Consider the following 17,347-nt stretch of genomic DNA (forward strand, 5'->3'; position numbering starts at 1 on the left):
ATTACAAAGCTGACTTCGGTTTTTTGTAAATCTGAATCCAATATCTTATCGTTAATAGTAGCTGTGGCTTACTACAAAATCCTCAATATCCTACCAGCTTGCCTGGTATTGCTGCTGATGTCGTATTCAGCAAGCGCACAGTCCTTGCCTGCTTTGCCCCAGAAAATACCCGCATCCGGTGATACTACCCGAAAAGATACAAATCAAGTGCGTCCGAATGCCGGTAACTGGACGTTGATCCCCATCCGGGAGACGCCCTGCCTTTCTTGTAACGGACGTAAATGGGCCGTTGCCGGCGGCCACCTGGCCATTTGGGGAGCCTCTTTTTATACCCTGAACAAGGCCTGGTACAAAGATTATCCCAAATCGGACTTTCATTTCTTCAACGACAATGCCGAATGGCTGCAAATGGATAAGCTGGGTCATCTATGGACGGCCTACCAGATGAGTCGTGTATCGGGGGTGGCCTGGCAATGGGCTGGTTTTACACGCCAGCAAGCTGCCTGGCTGGGGGGCCTCAGCGGGGTCGCGTACCAGAGCATCATCGAGATCCAGGATGGTTTTTCGGCCGAATGGGGCTTCAGCTGGGGGGATATGACGGCTAATATGGCCGGATCGGCGCTGTACACGGTGCAGGAACTGCTGGGGGGAGATCATAAAATACAGGTCAAACTCAGTTACTCGCCCTATACCTATTCTGACGACATGAAAGCCAGGCGGGATGCGTTTTTTGGCAAAAGTGTCCAGGAAAGGATCCTGAAGGACTATAATTCACAGACCTATTGGTTAAGCGCCAACCTGCGCTCTTTTATACCGGCCAGCGGATTACCTAAATGGCTGAATGTGTCGGTCGGGTATTCCGGTAAAGGCATGTTGGGCGGGATGGACAATACCTGGACCGATAAGGAGGGTATGGAACATGACCGGTCGGATATACGGCGTACCCGCCATTTTTACCTGAGTGCCGACGTGGACCTCACCAAGATCAGGACCAATAATAAAATTCTCCGCACGGTATTTTATGTCCTGAATGCGGTCAAAATACCTGCCCCCACCCTCGAATTGTCGCAAGGGAAGTTGCGTGGGCACTGGCTTTACTTTTAGCGTCTACTCCATATAGGCGCCTTTCACGTCATCGCCATCCGTTTCTACAAAAATGTGTTCCTGGAGTGTGGTCGCCAGTGATAATCCTACATAATCGGTATGAATGGGGAAAGCTTTGTGGGTGCGCTCCACCAGCGCGAGGGTTTGCACTTTGCGGGGGTGAAAGGCCAGGAGTGGTTTCATGGCATACAACAGCGTCTTTCCGCTGTTGGCCACATCGTCGATGATGAGTACCACTTTGTTGTTGAAGTCCGTATCGGGGGTAATGGTCACCTCGTCGGGGTTCTTTTTATCGAGGGAAATGGTGATGAGGTCAGTTTTGATGGAGCTGATCTGTTGCAGCAATTGCTGGATATTGCGCGCGATCACACTGCCACTTTCGCGGATCCCAGCCAGGATGATGGAGGGCTCATCGAGGTTATTTTCCACGATCTCGTAGGCCATGCGCTGCATTTTCCGGTTGGCGGTCGTTGCATCCAGTATATAGTTCTTTGCCATGCTAGTCTATTTGAATAATTATGCTTTTCGGGTTGCAAAATACAAATCAGGAAGGGATTTGCAATTGATGCTGTCTTATTCTGCCCTTCCCCGCCCCGGTTGGCGCTTTCGGCGGTAAAACCTGCAAAAAACGCCATTGTGGGTTGCGTGTTAACTACTTATGCTACCAAAGTTATCACTGTCCGCCGCAAATCCTGAAACCTTGCGTATCTTAGCGGGGACCAATTTTTCAATGCATGGTATACCTGCAGCAGATTTTGTTTTTAATCGCGGTTGTTGCGGCCGTTTGGATCTTTTCGAAAAAAGTAGCGGCCATCCGGCGTAATATCCTGCTGGGGCGGGATGAGAATTACAGTGACCATCCCGATCTGCGCTGGAAAAATGTTTTCCTGCTGGCTTTCGGGCAGAAGAAAATGTTCCGCCGCCCAATGGTGGCCCTGATGCACTTCATTATTTATGCAGGCTTCATCATCATCAATGCCGAGGTGCTGGAGATCGTCATCGACGGACTGTTCGGCACCCACCGCCTGTTTGCCGGGTTCCTCGGCAGCTTTTACACGTTTCTGATCAATGCCTTCGAAATCCTGGCAATTGGGGTACTCGGTGTGTGTGTTGCTTTCCTCGTACGCCGGAACTTCATGAAGCTGAAACGCTTTATCAGCCATGACCTCGACGGCTGGCCCCGGAGCGACGCCAATTATATTTTGATCACCGAGATCGTGCTGATGACCCTGTTCCTGACCATGAACGCTTCGGATACTTTGCTACAGGCACGTGGTTACGGTCATTATGCCGACCATAACACGGGTAATTTTGTACTCTCCCAATACCTGCAACCACTGTTGAACGGACTGAGCGATGGCGCGCTGGTGGGTGTAGAACGTGCCTGCTGGTGGCTGCACATCCTGGGCATCCTGGTATTCCTGAATTACCTGCCCTATTCCAAGCACCTGCACATTTTGCTGGCATTTCCCAATGCTTATTATACCCGTTTGCTGCCCAAGGGTGAAATGCACAATATGGTTTCCATCCAGAATGAAGTACTGTACGCCATGCAGCCCGAACTGGCCCCGACGGATGCCACGCCGCCCGCCAAGTTTGGTGCGAAGGATGTGATGGACCTGAGCTGGCGCAACCTGATGGACGCTTACAGTTGTACCGAGTGCGGCCGCTGTAGCAGTGCCTGTCCGGCCACACAAACCGGCAAAGCGCTTTCGCCCCGTAAGATTATGATGGATACCCGTGACCGGCTGGAAGAAGTGGGCAAGAATATCGATGCCAATGGCGGCGAATTCAAAGACGACGGCAAATCACTGTTACATAATTATATCAGCACCGAAGAGTTGCGTGCCTGCACCACCTGCAATGCCTGTGTAGAGGAGTGCCCGGTCAGCATCAGTCCGCTGGAGATCATTCTCGAGCTTCGTCGCTCACTGATCATGGAAGAAAGCAATGCGCCGCAGGAATGGAACGGCATGTTCAGCAATATCGAGAACAATTTTGCTCCCTGGAAATTCAGTCCCGACGACCGTGATAAATGGGCCGAAGAGCTGGCGGGCCAGTCTTAAAGGCAACAAGGCATCGAGGCAACGTAGGGAAGGCAAGGAAATGCAAGGCAACGAGGCATCTAGTCATCGAGGCAACCAGTTAAAAACAGCATAACATTTAATAACAAATCCCTTTCATTCGTAAGATTGAAAGGGATTTTTGTATCAGAAAACGGTGGATTGCTTACTTCCGGGATTTCACCTGGTGCCTGGGTGCCGAAACCTACAATTGCTCTGCAGCGTCCTTCCCGCGCCACATCTTGATCGCCATGATCACGGCCGTCACCGCAAAAATGCCGCCGATGACCCAGTTGACCACGTTTTGATTGGCATTCAGTTTATCGACCATCAGGTGACCACCAAAGATGAAGATTAAATTGCCGATAAAGGTTCCGATACCAATACCGACGATATAGGTATTGTAGTGATCTGCGCGGGGCAATAATACTTTCTTGGTGAAGAGCACGGTACTCCAACCAAACCAGAATGGTATCTGCATGGGGTTGATGGCACTCATGCTGACGCCCAGCCAGAAGCGATGGATGGTACTACTGAGGATGATATTTTTACCTGAACCAGATGGATGCGCTGCTGCAATGAAGGTGGTAACCGCCAGCGCCACCACGATGAGCAGGGTAAACCACTCGAGCCAACGGAAGAGTTTCTTTTGTTTGCGTACCCAGTCCATCGCCACCAGCGATAGCCGTACATAGATCATTTCGATGATGAGGGCGCCAATCGCAAAATAGAGCGCAGGGCGAATACCGTCGGAGACGGAGATCTGCATAGCCGCTACATTCAAAGTACCCAACGGCAAAGTGCCCAGGAAGCTGATAAAAAGCCCCGTAAAAAATATGCGTAACAGTTTCATGTTGTCAATAGATCATTTCGGCATGGCCTCCAGTCTGGCCGACCACTCCTTATCTTCCCGGAACATTTGTACACCTTCCTTCCAACTCAGGTAGGGATGGCCCTTGCGGTGGTTCATCCGGCTGATTCGTCCGAGGATGAGCCAATGGCGTACAATCTCCTTCCAGGCAAAGAACAGGGAATGTCGCGGATCATAGATATGGGTAGGCTCGGCGCCTGCACCGTTTATTTCAATGACCGCAAAGTTGCGCCCTTGTTTTAACTCTTCCAAAGTATTATAGCGGATATCGAGCCGTCCGTAATAAAATTCCGGGATCTGGCAGCACAATTGATCGATGGCAACCTCCAGGGCTTCATCCACCAGGTGTGAATGGTCGAGGAACAAGGAGCCGCGGGCATGGTTGCCATAGGGAGACACTACCCGCTTCTCCCCTTCGGGCAACACCTCCTGCAAGCCTTCTCCATGCATGGCTTCCAGGCTTTCGAGGTACATGAGCGCCCGTTTGTTCCTTTCCAGCAATTGACGGATCGAATGTAGCCCATCACCCGTTACTGCCAGGAATTCCTTCTTGACGATGCCTGAAATACGGCCGGACGGCGCGTCGGGGTATTTGTAATAGAAGATGCCGATCTCATTTTTCCAGGGTACGTATTCCTGGATATGGAAGTCGAGGTAGGCATTGGCTACATACTGCCTCACAGCCGTCTCATCGGCCAGCACCTTTACTCCCCGGCCGCGGCCTCCTACATTGGGCTTACCGATCATCGGAAAGGAAAGGCCCTGCTTTTTCAAGGCGGCTACTACGTTCTCTCCATTAGCGGGCAGATCGAAGAAAGCGGTACGCGGGTGGTATTGCGGGGGGATCAGGTCTACGAGATCCTTTTTCGATTCATTGAGGAAACCGCCGTTCTGAATACGGGGATTGGCGGCTGCAAAAAAGAAGAGGGAGCGGGCACGGAGGCTGGGATAGAACCAAAGCGGATAGATCCACGCATATACTGCAGCGTGGCTCCAGTATTCCCAATTGAACAGCCTGATAAAAAAAGGCCGGTGCAGTAGTCGCTGGAGTACGTTCATTATCGGCCTACCCCTATTTTTTCGATGGTGAGCTCCTGGGTGAAGGTCTGTTGTTGCCGCAGATCGAGATACCGCATGACCATCGCATCGGGAGATATGGCCAGCGACGTGACGCTGACGGTGCCCACTTTGCCATCGCGGTTCATGAGCAGGTCGTTGTGGGCGTCGCCATCGCCGGTAAACTGGTGAAAGTGCAGCACGTCTTCCTGGAATGGTCGGCGGTGCCTGGACAACCAGTTATCGAACCACTGCTTTCTGCGGGCAATAATGTCGGGGCCGTAAAGTGTTACGGAACTCCAGATATGTGGTATGGATGCGTCGAGTTGCTGCGCGTATTTTTGTGTTCCATCCCAGCGGCACTCATAGAGCTGCCCATCTTCCCAGATGACAGCCGTGAAGGGCTCGATGCCCTCCAGCTTGATGGGGGAGAAATACTGGTAGGGCATGGTACTATCGAGCAGGTCGAGGAGGATAAGTCCCCGGCTCTTGCGATAAGGTGGTTGCGGCGTATGCGCTACCCAGCCTCCGTTGAGCAAAACGATGGCATTGCCGTTCTCATGCGCAGCGATCCAGGTGCCCCCGGCATCGATATCTTTGGGGAACAGCAATCTGCCGGAGGGGAGGTCATAGACGGCAGGCGGTATGGCCTGCGACCGTCGTTGTTGCTCATCCCGGTTGGAGGTCAGTATAATCTTATCGGGCGTTGGAATAAAAGTTACTGTGCACATTGTTTCTTATGCTTCATGGTCGAAGAGGCGACGCCAAAATCATCGGGCAGGGAGATCGTGGTCACTTCGGTCAATCCTACCCTGATCAGCGCCATGTGGTGAATAGTATGTTCCAGGTTGTAAGCTACCTCGCGGTAGTAGTTCGTGGCGATCGATAAAGGTGCCGCTGCATGGTCATCGTAAGTAGCTTCAAGCATCAGTTGCTTATCGCCACGACCGAGGCCGCTGTGTATTTCGAGGAGCAGATGGCTGGCGAGCTCTTTATCGGTTTCGATGGCGAGGTCCCGTTTACGTTGCTCGTAATTGACGACGCCAAGATCGTACCCTTTCTCCAGGCATTGAAACAGTTCTATCACGTGCCGGACATGCTGGCCAATGGTATTATTGAACAGATTTTTGCAGGGCTGTACATATTCTTGCTGACTGATCTGGGCAAGGGAATCAGCAAGCTGTACAAAGACCGTATTCACAGCCTGTTGTAATTGCATCGGTCGGTTTTATAACTTGAAAATAAGATTAAATCAGCGTTGCCTTTCAGGCTTAACTGGTTTTTAATCAGTTTCGCTATCCTGCGCTGCTTGTCTGACCAACACCCGCAGTTGCACCTGCAGCTTGTCCGAGATGGTGCTCGTTTTGCCAACACCGTAGGGTTTGCGTCGCGTGTCAAATGCACCTTCCATCAGAAACCCGTCACTGGTGGGTACAGCGGTAAAAGCGATGGACAGAGGCAGGGATATCGATCTGATTGTCAAAGTACCTTCTATAAAAAATGTGCCAGCCTTTTTGCCAGCGGTTACTTTTTTAGATACGAAACTGATTACCGGATAGTTCTGCACATCGAAGAAAGCGGCATCCCGGAGATGCTCATCTCTCTTTTTATTGCCGGTATTGATGGACGCTACCCCTACCTGTACATCAAAATGACTGGTTTCGGGATGTTCCGGATCAAACCGGATGGTGCCGGCCAGCGCGCTGAAACTGCCTTTTACCGGTACGCCCAGGTTTTTGATGGTAAAGGTGATGGACGAACTATCGGCAACGGGCAGGTAAGTCTGGCCAAAGGCTGCCCCGGTGACGATCATGGCTACCAACCACCCAACAATCTGCTTGCGCATAAGTCTTTTCCTGCGTTTTGTATAAAAGTAACGGTTCCGGGGAAGGGTGTCGATACCTCCTGTCATAATCCCAATCCCAACGCGGTACGGGGCTTCCTGCAACTGTATAAGCTATTGATAACTCAAATGTAATGAATGTTCCGGGTTTCATATTTTGGCAGTAGATTTACACCCAAATTTTGATGGCATGCATGTACCAACCATGGCCGAGATGATGGCCAGCGGGCAAACTCCGGATATTTTGTTTTGGGTAGGCTGTGCGGGCAGTTTTGACCAACGCGCCCAGAAAATCACGAAGGCTTTTGCCACCATTCTCTCGAAAGTGGGTATCAATTATGCCATCATGGGTAAGGAAGAGCTGTGCACGGGCGACCCGGCCCGCCGGGCTGGCAACGAGTTCATGTTTCAAATGATGGCCTACCAGAACATCCAGGTTCTCAACGGGTACGGCATCAAAAAGATCGTCACCACCTGTCCGCATTGTTTCAACATCCTCAAAAACGAATACCCGGTATTGGGCGGCACTTACGAGGTGATCCACCATACTACCCTGCTGCAGCAGCTGATCGACGAAGGTAAGATCGTATTGCAGGGCGGCGGTGCTTTTAAGGGAAAACGTATTACCTACCACGACAGCTGTTACCTGGGTCGCGCCAATGATATTTATGAAGCGCCCCGCAAAGTGCTGGAAGCGCTGGACGCCGAGCTGGTGGAGATGAAACGCTGTCGCAGCAAAGGTTTGTGCTGCGGTGCCGGCGGTGCCCAGATGTTTAAAGAAGAAGAAAAAGGAACGATCCGCATCAATATCGAGCGCAGCAACGAGGCACTCGACACCGGCGCCCAGATCATTGCCTCTGCCTGCCCGTTCTGCAATACCATGCTCACCGACGGCGTCAAGAACAAAGAGCAGGAGCAGAACGTGCACGTGCTGGACGTGGCCGAACTGATCGCTCAGTCGATGTAAGTTGTCTGTTTGCCCCGTGGGGCTTGCCCTGCCGGCCATCGGATCACAATTCGTATCTTTGCCCTATGAACTGGAATTATTTACCGGCTATTCCCGCCGATTTTGCGCCCGACTCCCGAGTTTGGATCTACCAGAGCAGCCGTTTGCTGAGCATGGGCGAAGCCCTGCATACCGAAGATCTGTTGAATACCTTTGTAGAGAACTGGAAATCGCATGGCACGCCAGTAAAGGGCTTCGGCACGTTGTTGTTTGGCCAGTTCATCGTACTGATAGCCGATGAGAACGCTACCGGCGTCAGCGGTTGCAGTACCGACAGTTCCGTGCGTTTTGTAAAACAGCTGGAAGAGCTTTTCAAAGTACAACTATTCGACCGTCAGCTGCTGGCTTTCCAGGTCAAAGACAAGGTACAACTGCTACCCCTTTCCCAATTACAACATGCAGTCGACCACGGCTTTATATCCGCCGACACCTTATACTTCAACAACCTGGTGCAGACCAAGGAAGAGCTGGAGACCAAATGGATGGTGCCTGTCAAGGACAGCTGGCTGAGCCGCCGCATTGCGATTACCGAAAAATGATTAATTTGGATTGACAATACTCCCGACCCGGCCGTAATTAACCCATTTCAACTTCTCTAACATCATGAGTATTGAAAGAATCGAGCCCGGGACAGCTGGTTGGAGCGCCTATTATGCCAATCACATCAACCGGTACATGTTTGCTCTCCAGCAGATCGACCGCAATACACCCGCCCGCCTTTTGGATGCAGCTTGCGGAGTGGGCTACGGCACTCAATTCCTGGCCAATCACACACAATGTCATTCTACCGGGGTAGACATCAACACCCACGCGCTCGATATCGCCAACCGGCAATTTCGTACGCCTAATACCGACTTCCTGCTCGATGATTGTACCAAGCTGAACAATGCCGCCAGCAAAGGACTATACGACTACGTGGTAAGCTTCGAAACCTTTGAACACCTATCAGAACCAGAGGCCTTCCTGGAATCGACCAAAAAGGTGATGAAGCCAGGCGGTAAGGTGATTCTCAGTACCCCCAATATCAATGTATCCAGTCCAGGTAGCAGTGATGGTAAGGTTGCCTGGGAATTTCATGAAAAAGAATATACGCCGGCAGAATTCTACGGTATGATCGACGCCGCCGGCTTCAAAAATATCCAGTTTTACGGTCAACAGTATACCACCCGGGGAAAATTGAAGAGCGAACTCATGGGTGATCTGCATCAATTGTGGTCAAATCCCTTCATGCGTGCAGGACGTTGGATTCAACAGGTTTTCCGGGGACGAAAATTTGAACCCCTGATGAAAGAGTCGATCGAGGATTTTGAGATCGTTCCCTATGGATCGCCTGCTGATTGTGACGCTCTGAAGACCAACGGTCCTTTTGTCCAGATCATTGTAGCAGAAAAATAACCAGGTATCGCCTTACATACCTGCAAGAAAGCTGCCCTGGCGCAGCTTTCTTGCTTTATAACCCAGCAATAACCGAAAATAGATGGTCTTGTCGAAAACATTTTATCATGATACTTTGAAGATTGTATAAAATCTGTTAAATTGCTATACAACCAAACTAACACATCACATGAGAAAAACTATTCACCTGGGATACCCCCGCTATTGGAGTGATCCACCCCGGTAATTTCTTCCCGCATTTTTACGGATAATCTGACACCCTCCGGACAGGCTGATGCCCGACCGACCGTATTGACTTGTTATCAGCCCAACGATTCCTTGCTTTTCATGTACAGTTAAAACCCTTGGTGAGCGCCTGCCCGCAGGATGACTTGCCCCCTATCGACCCGCTGTCGCGGGCCCTGGAAATCTATTGCCATGTCTGAAATAATTTATCGACAGTGGGCAGTAATGCCTGACTGTTCACTATGAACAAAGCCTCCTGAACCCTTGGAACTTTTTCGTAAAGCTCCTCCCCAGCAACCCTGCAGTACCTATGGCCTTGCCAAGCGGCCTGTGGCTGTCAGTGAATGGCGGTGAGTTTTTTTCTCTATCTCAATGGGCGGGGACTGACTTTTCTAAGCCGGTCCCCCTTTTTATTTTAGGAGTATCCCGAAATATCCACTACCCCCACCTATTAGCGTGCATCCCCGCACTATCAGGTAACTTTTATAATTGTGCAACAAGTAGTTTTCCGGAAACCAACAATTACCTAAATTACTGTTGATTAGTATCGTACCTCTTCTTACCGTAAGCCGTTAAACACGATCTGTATACCAAATCTTACGTTATGAAGTGTTATTACGCACGGCTTATCTTATTGCTGCTTTTGCCTTTTAAAACCTTTGCTCAGTGTGTACCACCCGTCCCAGCCCCCATCATCACCTGCAATACAGGCGGCAACCTCGTAGACAACCTGGTCATTAATGCCGGTGACACATACTCTGACCACAATATTGGCGGCACTTACAGCAATATTACGGTCAATGGCGGCACTTTACTACTTTGTGGCACCACTGTTATCAATGGCGTCAATTTCAACGGTGGGCGTATCGTCATGAACCCTGATGCCGACGTTACCTTTAATGGCAGCTTCAATACTTCTTCCAATGAGACATTCATCAACTATGGAACGGCCACCTTTAATAATGGTTTGAACATTCAAGGTTCCTCTTCCTATTTTTTCAATGCATCGACAGCGCATCTTGCCGTCAATGGAACGTTATTCTTCAATGGTAGCTATTTCTTCAATAACGGAACCGCTTATGCTACCGATATGGTCATGAACGGAGGAGCATCCATCTGTCTCGGCACGGGCTGTTATGTCAACACCAACAGTATCCAGAACAATACGGACAATCCGATCAGCGTACCCAACGGCAAAGCATGTATCAGTTTAAATTCTTCTCTATCCGGCAATAACCCCATTACGGCAGATCCGGATTTATTCCTATGCCTAGAATCAACCGCGACGACGCCATCACCTATCTTGACGGGTGCAGCCACGGTGTCGAACAATTGTACCGAATGCCAGCATTTGCTGGGTTCCCTGCCCTTGAAACTCCTGTCGTTTACTGGCGACTACCTCGATGGAGCTTTACGGCTTTCCTGGGAAACGACGTGGGAAGAAAACGTGCGGGAATTTATCGTAGAGCGAAGCAGCGATGGCGTCCGCTTTGAGGCCATCGGCAAGATTGCCGCCAATAACCGCGCCTCTACCTACCAGTTCAGGTCGACCGAATATGCCCAGGGCCTGTACCGGTTGAAAATGCTAGATGTGGATGAACGGTACACCTATTCTTCGGTTGTACGTGTGCAAACAGCGCCAGTAGGTTTACAACTGGTCGTGTTATCGAACCCGGTGACGGGGCCGGTTGCCCAGGTGTCTGTCATGTCTGCCATCAACCAGCACGGAATGTTGGTTTTGCTGGATAATACCGGCCGCCTCGTAAAGCAGCAGCCACTAACCTTACAAAAAGGCAACCAATATATTCAGTTGGAACTTGGGCACCTCGTTCCCGGTAATTATTTACTGTATTTCACCGGTCGCGCCTCGAGAACAAAACCAGTACAATTGGTGAAGCAATAATCGTTTGCCTGTATGGCAGGATTGAACAATATTTGCGCTACCGAATGTGACCGGTTGCGCTTATGTTCAGATTTAACAAGACTTACTTTCTCCTGGCAATTGTACTGTTTATCGTAGAAGTATTGATCGCCCTCTATGTTGACGATGCCATCATCCGCCCGTATCTCGGCGACCTGCTCGTCGTGATCCTTATGTATTCCTTTGTTCGGGCCTTCACCCAATTCGCCGTACTAGCCGTAGCAATTAGCGTACTCCTGTTTGCCTACCTCATCGAGATCCTGCAATATTTTCAACTGGTTCACCGGCTGGGCCTTGGGCAATACCCATTGGCACGCATCGTGATCGGCAGCACCTTTCAATGGATCGACCTGGTAGCCTATACGGCCGGTATTGCCATCGTGCTGTGGGTGGAGCAGAAAAGAGGGATTGACCTTCGCCGGGCAGGTTCCTGAGCTTGTAACATGCAACTTCTGATAAAGCAGAGCCAACATCTGCCAGCTAATTTCCCCTTTTATTCTTATCAGCCAGGCGTCTGCCCAATCCTTCCCTTTAGATCAGACGGATAATTGTACCATCCATATTAATTTTCGGGATAAGCAAGGGTTTGTCGGCCCCCTACCTTATATTTGCAACCTTGTTGAAATTATCACCTGGCAGCAAATCGACCATACCAAACTTTCACGGCAGCGCTTTTACTGGTGCTGTACACCTTCATGGCGACGCCTGTACACTGCTGGCACCATCATCTGTACGAAACCAGCAGCAGCCAAACGGCTGACCAGCCCGATACCGATGGGCCTGCCCTGTCGCTGTTCAAGGGTAGCTCACTCTCCAACCATTGTGATATCTGTGCACACCATTTTGCCGTATACGAACCAGCAGCGACCTCGCAATACCAGTTTGCCCCACAACAATTGCGTGCTGCTTATGCCGTGTACCAGGCAGCCTCACTGACGGCTACGGTACACCAGTTCTCTAATAAAGGGCCTCCCCCGGGCCTGATCGCCTGATCTTCTTTTCCCTTATTTATTGACCTGCCAGCCATGGATTGCGGGCACCTGTATGCGTTTGCTACCAGCGATTGATCCTATGCAGATCATCCCCGTTGTGTAGCTATTAAACGCCTATGCACCTGCGTTGCCTTCCATGGCCAGCCACCACTGTCGTGCTGCCCTAACCCGGCATCCCGCACGCATTCGTATACCACCAATCATTCCCGATATGCATACTCTAGAAGCGACCCAACTGACCAAACAATACCAGGGTCATACAGCACTCAATGGCCTTAACCTATCCCTGCAATCCGGAGACATCTTTTGTCTGCTCGGCCAAAATGGCGCTGGCAAAACAACGACGCTCAATATCTTTCTCGGGTTCCTGGAAGCCAGCTCCGGCGAAGCACGTATCATGGACATACCCGTTACCATGAACGGCCATGCCACCCGCCAATACCTGGCCTATATACCCGAGGTCGTACAACTTTACCCCAACCTGACCGGTATTGAAAACCTGGACTTCTTCAGCCGCCTGGCAGGGTTTACTTACTCCGACATCAAACTGCAGGAGTTCCTGCTCAAAGCCGGTTTACAGGAAACCGCGCACCGCAAACGCCTGCAAACGTTCAGTAAAGGCATGCGCCAGAAAGTAGGTATCGCCATTGCCCTGGCCAAAAACGCCCAGGTGATCTTTATGGATGAACCCACCAGCGGTCTCGATCCCAAAGCGACGCAAGAGTTTACGGCAGTCGTCAAAGAGCTGGGCCAGGAAGGCAAAACAGTGTTGATGGCCACCCATGACCTGTTTAACGCCGTACAGGTAGGAACGCGCATCGGCATCATGAAGGCGGGACACCTGGTACATACCGCCCCCACCAGCACCATCACTGCCGATGCCTTACAACAACTTTACCTCGAAACCATCTAACCTGACACCCACACTCGCTACATGAAATCATTATCGATCCTTTTGCTTTATTCGCTCTTCACACTTCCTGTTGTTGCCCAGGTAGCGGTCTCGGGCCAGGTTGTCAACCAACAGGGCGAACCACTGGAAGGAGCCACTATCCATTTGCAGGGCCAGCAGCTGAGCCGATCAGCTACCAGCCAATCAGCCGGTGCTTTTACGCTGCTCTCTGTATTGCCCGGCGCCTACCAGCTCACCGTGAGCGCGGTAGGCTATACCACGCACCAGCAACCATTCGTGGTACACAGCACACAGCCAACAACCGCTGTGGTCATCACGCTTACGCGTCAGTCGCAGGACCTGCAGACGGTGGAAGTCATTGGCCGCAGCAACACCGGGTACACCAGCAACTATTCCTTTTCCGCTACGCGGATGGCGATGGCCAACCGGAATATTCCGCAAAACATCACCACCGTCACCAAAGAGCTCATCAGTGACCGGCAGGCCTTTCAGCTGGCCGATGCCTTGAAGACAGCCAGCAGTGTGACAGCCACCAGTTATTACAACCAGTTTACCATTCGGGGTATTAGTCAAAATGAAGAAGGCACCATCATCAATGGCATGCGCACCAGGCAGTATTATTTCTCGCAGCCACTGACTGCGAACATCGAACGTGTGGAGATCATCAAAGGGCCGGCCAGTGCCACCTTTTCCAGCGTTGATCCGGGTGGCAGCATCAACCTGGTGACCAAGAAACCATTGACGGTAGCCAGGAAAGAGATCAGCCTGAGTGTGGGCAGCTTTAGCCAACTGCGTGGTGCACTCGATTTTACCGGACCACTCAATAAAGAAAAGACCTTGCTGTACCGCATCAATGCGGCCTGGCAAGATGCCAAGAGCTATCGCGACCTGCAGTACCAGAAAGCGCTCTTGTTGTCGCCGTCGTTCTCTTACATTCCCAACCCACAAACATCGGTCAACATAGAGCTCATCTACAATTACATGAATACACGCCTCGATCGGGGGCAGGCCATCTTTGGTGCGGTTGACGGTAAGACAGACCTCAACAGTACACCCAACAGTTTCAACATGGGAGCCCCCAATGATTATTTCCGGTCGAAGGATGTCGTATTCATGGGTAATTTCGCGCACAAGTTCAACCAACACATCAGTTTCAATACGGTATATATGAAACAGACCTGGATGGAAGACCTGCAGGAGCACCGGACCACCAATGCCTTTGCGGTAGATGTCAACAACGACCCCATCCCTACCCTTGCAGCCATGCAAATGGTACAAAGGCAGCAGAACTGGAATACAGATAACCTCAACAGCTATTTCACCATTCAGGGCAACACGGACAAGATCGCCCATCAACTGCTGATCGGTTATGACCTGATCCGTACCCACAAGCTGAAAGGTGGCGGACAAAATGCAGCACGTGGTTACCTGCTGACCAATGGCAAGACCATCAATACCTACAACCCGGCCAATAAAGACCAGTACCAATTGGTGACGCAGAACGGTGTTCAATACCCGCGCCCGAATGTAGATCACTTCAACCTGGCCGATCCATTGTACACCCTGCGCTACGTCAATGATTATGTATTCACCAAATCGGCGTTGCCGGCCGCCCTTGTGCAGTCGGATGCGCTGTATGTACAGGAGCAGCTGACCTGGAAAAAGCTGATCGTGCTGTTGAGCCTTCGCGCAGATTGGTTTACCGACATCACCAACTACAAAGCCAACAATAACCTTACCACCAAACAGTTTCGCGCGGTGCCCCGCATCGGCGTTACGTATGCCGTAACACCTTCGGTCAATGCGTATGCTACTTACCTCGAGGGCTTCCAGCCACAGGCCAATACGGCAACGCTGGCGCCCGTAGCGGCACCGGCCGGCAGCTCGTTTGACCCCATCCTCAGCGACCTGAAGGAAGTGGGCGTAAAGGCAACCATCTTCAGGAATATCCAGGTGAATGCTGCCATTTTCGAGATCAACCAACGTAACCTGTTGATGAATGCCGATGATCCCACGCAGCCCGATCTGCTGGTGGCACGCGGGGCAGAGAGAAGCCGCGGGTTTGAAATGGACCTTGCCGGCTTCATTCGACCCAACTGGCAACTCAATGTAGCTTACAGTTATATCGATGCCACGATCCGCAACGACCGCAATCCTGCGCTGATCGGTGCCCGCAAGCAAAACACACCGGTGCATAGCGGTAGCCTGTGGACGCGGTATAATTTTGAAAACGGTAAGATCCTGCGTGACCTGGGTATTGGTATCGGCATTCAATACAGCGGCGATAAACTGCCATTGTATGCAAGAACATTTACCGTACCTGCCTATACCCTGCTCGATGCGGCGGTGTACTATACGCCCAATAACAGCAATATGCAGCTGTCGATCAATATCAACAATGTGCTTGACGAGGCCTATTGGGTCGGTGCGCAGAATTACCTGCGGCTGTTTCCCGGTGCGCCCCGCAATCTTTTGTTGACCGCTACTTATAAATTTTAAAGTACCTGTATGCGTATCCCTATTATCCGGTTAATAGCCCGGCAACTCCGGCAAAACGCCTTTGCCAACAAAGGCGTATTCGTGTTGACCATTATCATTGGTGTGTTGTTACTCTACGCCGCCGTAACGGGTTGGCTCAATGTAGAGGACCAGGTGTCCATGCGGCATGATTCGCAGGAGCAGGCCCGGCACGACTGGCTCAGCAATCCCGACAAACATCCGCATCGCATGGCGCACTACGGACATTTTGCGTTTCGTCCGCGGCCATCGCTCAGCTTTTTCGATTTTGGCATGGAGAATTTCATGGGCAGCACCATCTTCCTGGAAGCCCATAAACAGAATGCGACCAACTTTTCAGAAGCAGGGTTCTCTACCGGCCTTTTGCGCTTTGGCGAACTCAGCATCGCCATGATCTTACAGGTGCTGGTGCCGCTGCTGATCTGCTTTCTGGGGTTCAATGCCATTGCCACCGAGCGGGAAAATGGCACCCTGAAAGTATTGTTCAGCCAGGGGGTGAACTGGCGGGAACTGATCGCCGGTAAAACCCTGGGTATCCTGGGTGTGGTGCTGGTGCTGTACCTGCCGGTGATGATGGTATCGATCGGACTTTGGTTGTTCCTTATTCAGTTTAACATTACCGCCGACGAGGTGATCCGGCTGCTGGGCATCACCGGTATCTACTTCCTGTACTTCGTGATCTATAGCCTGATTGCGGTGCTGGTGTCGGCCTGGAGCCAAACGGCGCGGGCAGCCCTGGTGAAGCTCATTGGCATCTGGTTGTTGTTTACAACAGTATTGCCGCGGGCTACGCAATCGGCCGGCAGCTGGTGGCACCCCGCTCCTTCCACTACTGCCTTTCATGCGGCGGTGGAGAAGGATATTTTGAAAGAAGGCGATAGCCACAACCCCAACGATGTACACTACAAGGCCATCAAAGATTCTGTGTTGCAAGCACACGGTGTCGATTCCGTACAGCAGTTACCCTTCAACTACAGCGGGTTTATCATGGCGGAAGGCGAGAAGATCAGTGCAAAACTGTACAACCAGCACATGGAACGGTTGCTGCATACCTATGCGCAACAAAACCGGCTGGCCCATTATGCGGCCTTTGTGAATCCGTTCATGGCGGTCAAGTACAGTTCGATGGCGGTAACCGGGACCGACTATCATTCTTACATCAACTTTCAACAACAGGCAGAAACTTACCGGTACGACCTTGCTCAAAAGATGAATGCGCTGCAGATGCAGTACATCAGCAATTACAAACCCCAACCGGGAGAACCACCTGCGATGATCTCCCGGAGTCACTGGGCTTCTTTGCCGGAGTTCAGCTACCAGCCGGTAGCACTGGGGGCTGCCCTCGCACAAGAAAGCTTGTCATTGATAGCCATCTCCGGGTGGATCATCTTACTGGTATGGATGGTACGTATTGCTTCCCGAAAATTAAAAGCCATTTAAA

At 51.3% G+C, this 17,347-nt stretch carries 17 protein-coding genes; 11 read left to right on the forward strand and 6 right to left on the reverse strand.

The window, feature by feature from the left end; translation table 11 throughout:
* Positions 1 to 63 precede the first annotated feature (63 nt).
* The gene (locus tag P2W70_RS32875) at positions 64 to 1,104 is read left to right on the forward strand and encodes a DUF2279 domain-containing protein (protein WP_276485860.1); all 1,041 of its coding nucleotides are present in this window, start codon (positions 64 to 66) and stop codon (positions 1,102 to 1,104) included.
* 3 nt (positions 1,105 to 1,107) lie between these two features.
* Here the strand turns inward: P2W70_RS32875 and P2W70_RS32880 are convergent, their stop codons facing one another.
* The gene (locus P2W70_RS32880; RefSeq protein WP_276485861.1) at positions 1,108 to 1,602 is read right to left on the reverse strand and encodes a phosphoribosyltransferase family protein; all 495 of its coding nucleotides are present in this window, start codon (positions 1,600 to 1,602) and stop codon (positions 1,108 to 1,110) included.
* A 236-nt stretch (positions 1,603 to 1,838) separates the two neighbouring features.
* On the opposite strand from P2W70_RS32880, the gene P2W70_RS32885 reads away from it, so the two are divergent.
* Positions 1,839 to 3,170 (forward strand): 4Fe-4S dicluster domain-containing protein, encoded by a 1,332-nt coding sequence (locus P2W70_RS32885; RefSeq protein WP_276485862.1) that lies wholly within the window; start codon positions 1,839 to 1,841, stop codon positions 3,168 to 3,170.
* 202 nt (positions 3,171 to 3,372) lie between these two features.
* Here P2W70_RS32885 and P2W70_RS32890 read toward each other — a convergent pair whose 3' ends face one another.
* From P2W70_RS32890 to P2W70_RS32910, 5 genes are all read right to left on the reverse strand, one after another.
* On the reverse strand, positions 3,373 to 4,020 hold the full coding sequence (locus P2W70_RS32890; RefSeq protein ID WP_276485863.1) for a LysE family translocator: 648 nt from the start codon (positions 4,018 to 4,020) through the stop codon (positions 3,373 to 3,375).
* Positions 4,021 to 4,032: 12 nt separating this feature from the next.
* Positions 4,033 to 5,097 carry an ATP-grasp domain-containing protein gene (locus tag P2W70_RS32895; RefSeq protein ID WP_276485864.1) on the reverse strand — a complete coding sequence of 355 codons (1,065 nt, stop codon included), beginning with the start codon at positions 5,095 to 5,097 and terminating at the stop codon, positions 4,033 to 4,035.
* On the reverse strand, positions 5,097 to 5,825 hold the full coding sequence (locus P2W70_RS32900; protein WP_276485865.1) for an NRDE family protein: 729 nt from the start codon (positions 5,823 to 5,825) through the stop codon (positions 5,097 to 5,099). Before P2W70_RS32900 ends, P2W70_RS32895 begins: the two co-directional genes overlap by 1 nt.
* Positions 5,813 to 6,313 (reverse strand): hypothetical protein, encoded by a 501-nt coding sequence (locus tag P2W70_RS32905; RefSeq protein ID WP_276485866.1) that lies wholly within the window; start codon positions 6,311 to 6,313, stop codon positions 5,813 to 5,815. Before P2W70_RS32905 ends, P2W70_RS32900 begins: the two co-directional genes overlap by 13 nt.
* Before the next feature lie 63 nt (positions 6,314 to 6,376).
* Complete coding sequence (locus P2W70_RS32910; protein ID WP_276485867.1) at positions 6,377 to 6,940, reverse strand: YceI family protein; 564 nt, start codon at positions 6,938 to 6,940, stop codon at positions 6,377 to 6,379.
* Between the two features lie 187 nt (positions 6,941 to 7,127).
* Between P2W70_RS32910 and P2W70_RS32915 the strand changes: the two genes are divergently transcribed.
* The 9 genes from P2W70_RS32915 to P2W70_RS32955 all read left to right on the forward strand — a co-directional run bounded on the left by P2W70_RS32915 (position 7,128) and on the right by P2W70_RS32955 (position 17,346).
* Entirely contained in the window at positions 7,128 to 7,904 is a 777-nt protein-coding gene (locus P2W70_RS32915; protein WP_276485868.1) for a (Fe-S)-binding protein, read from the forward strand.
* Between the two features lie 65 nt (positions 7,905 to 7,969).
* Entirely contained in the window at positions 7,970 to 8,482 is a 513-nt protein-coding gene (locus P2W70_RS32920; protein ID WP_276485869.1) for a hypothetical protein, read from the forward strand.
* 64 nt (positions 8,483 to 8,546) lie between these two features.
* The gene (locus tag P2W70_RS32925) at positions 8,547 to 9,338 is read left to right on the forward strand and encodes a class I SAM-dependent methyltransferase (RefSeq protein ID WP_276485870.1); all 792 of its coding nucleotides are present in this window, start codon (positions 8,547 to 8,549) and stop codon (positions 9,336 to 9,338) included.
* An 829-nt stretch (positions 9,339 to 10,167) separates the two neighbouring features.
* Entirely contained in the window at positions 10,168 to 11,466 is a 1,299-nt protein-coding gene (locus tag P2W70_RS32930) for a hypothetical protein (RefSeq protein WP_276485871.1), read from the forward strand.
* 62 nt (positions 11,467 to 11,528) lie between these two features.
* Positions 11,529 to 11,918, forward strand: a complete 390-nt coding sequence (locus P2W70_RS32935) for a ribosomal maturation YjgA family protein (RefSeq protein WP_276485872.1) — start codon at positions 11,529 to 11,531, stop codon at positions 11,916 to 11,918.
* Between the two features lie 261 nt (positions 11,919 to 12,179).
* The gene (locus P2W70_RS32940; protein WP_276485873.1) at positions 12,180 to 12,476 is read left to right on the forward strand and encodes a hypothetical protein; all 297 of its coding nucleotides are present in this window, start codon (positions 12,180 to 12,182) and stop codon (positions 12,474 to 12,476) included.
* Between the two features lie 211 nt (positions 12,477 to 12,687).
* Positions 12,688 to 13,389, forward strand: a complete 702-nt coding sequence (locus tag P2W70_RS32945) for an ABC transporter ATP-binding protein (protein WP_276485874.1) — start codon at positions 12,688 to 12,690, stop codon at positions 13,387 to 13,389.
* Positions 13,390 to 13,410: 21 nt separating this feature from the next.
* Positions 13,411 to 15,888 (forward strand): TonB-dependent receptor, encoded by a 2,478-nt coding sequence (locus P2W70_RS32950; protein WP_276485875.1) that lies wholly within the window; start codon positions 13,411 to 13,413, stop codon positions 15,886 to 15,888.
* 9 nt (positions 15,889 to 15,897) lie between these two features.
* Positions 15,898 to 17,346, forward strand: a complete 1,449-nt coding sequence (locus P2W70_RS32955; protein WP_276485876.1) for an ABC transporter permease — start codon at positions 15,898 to 15,900, stop codon at positions 17,344 to 17,346.
* The last annotated feature ends 1 nt before the right edge of the window (position 17,347 follow it).

Source organism: Paraflavitalea pollutisoli (assembly GCF_029360705.1).
In the GTDB taxonomy this organism is placed as follows: Bacteria; Bacteroidota; Bacteroidia; order Chitinophagales; family Chitinophagaceae; genus Paraflavitalea; species Paraflavitalea pollutisoli.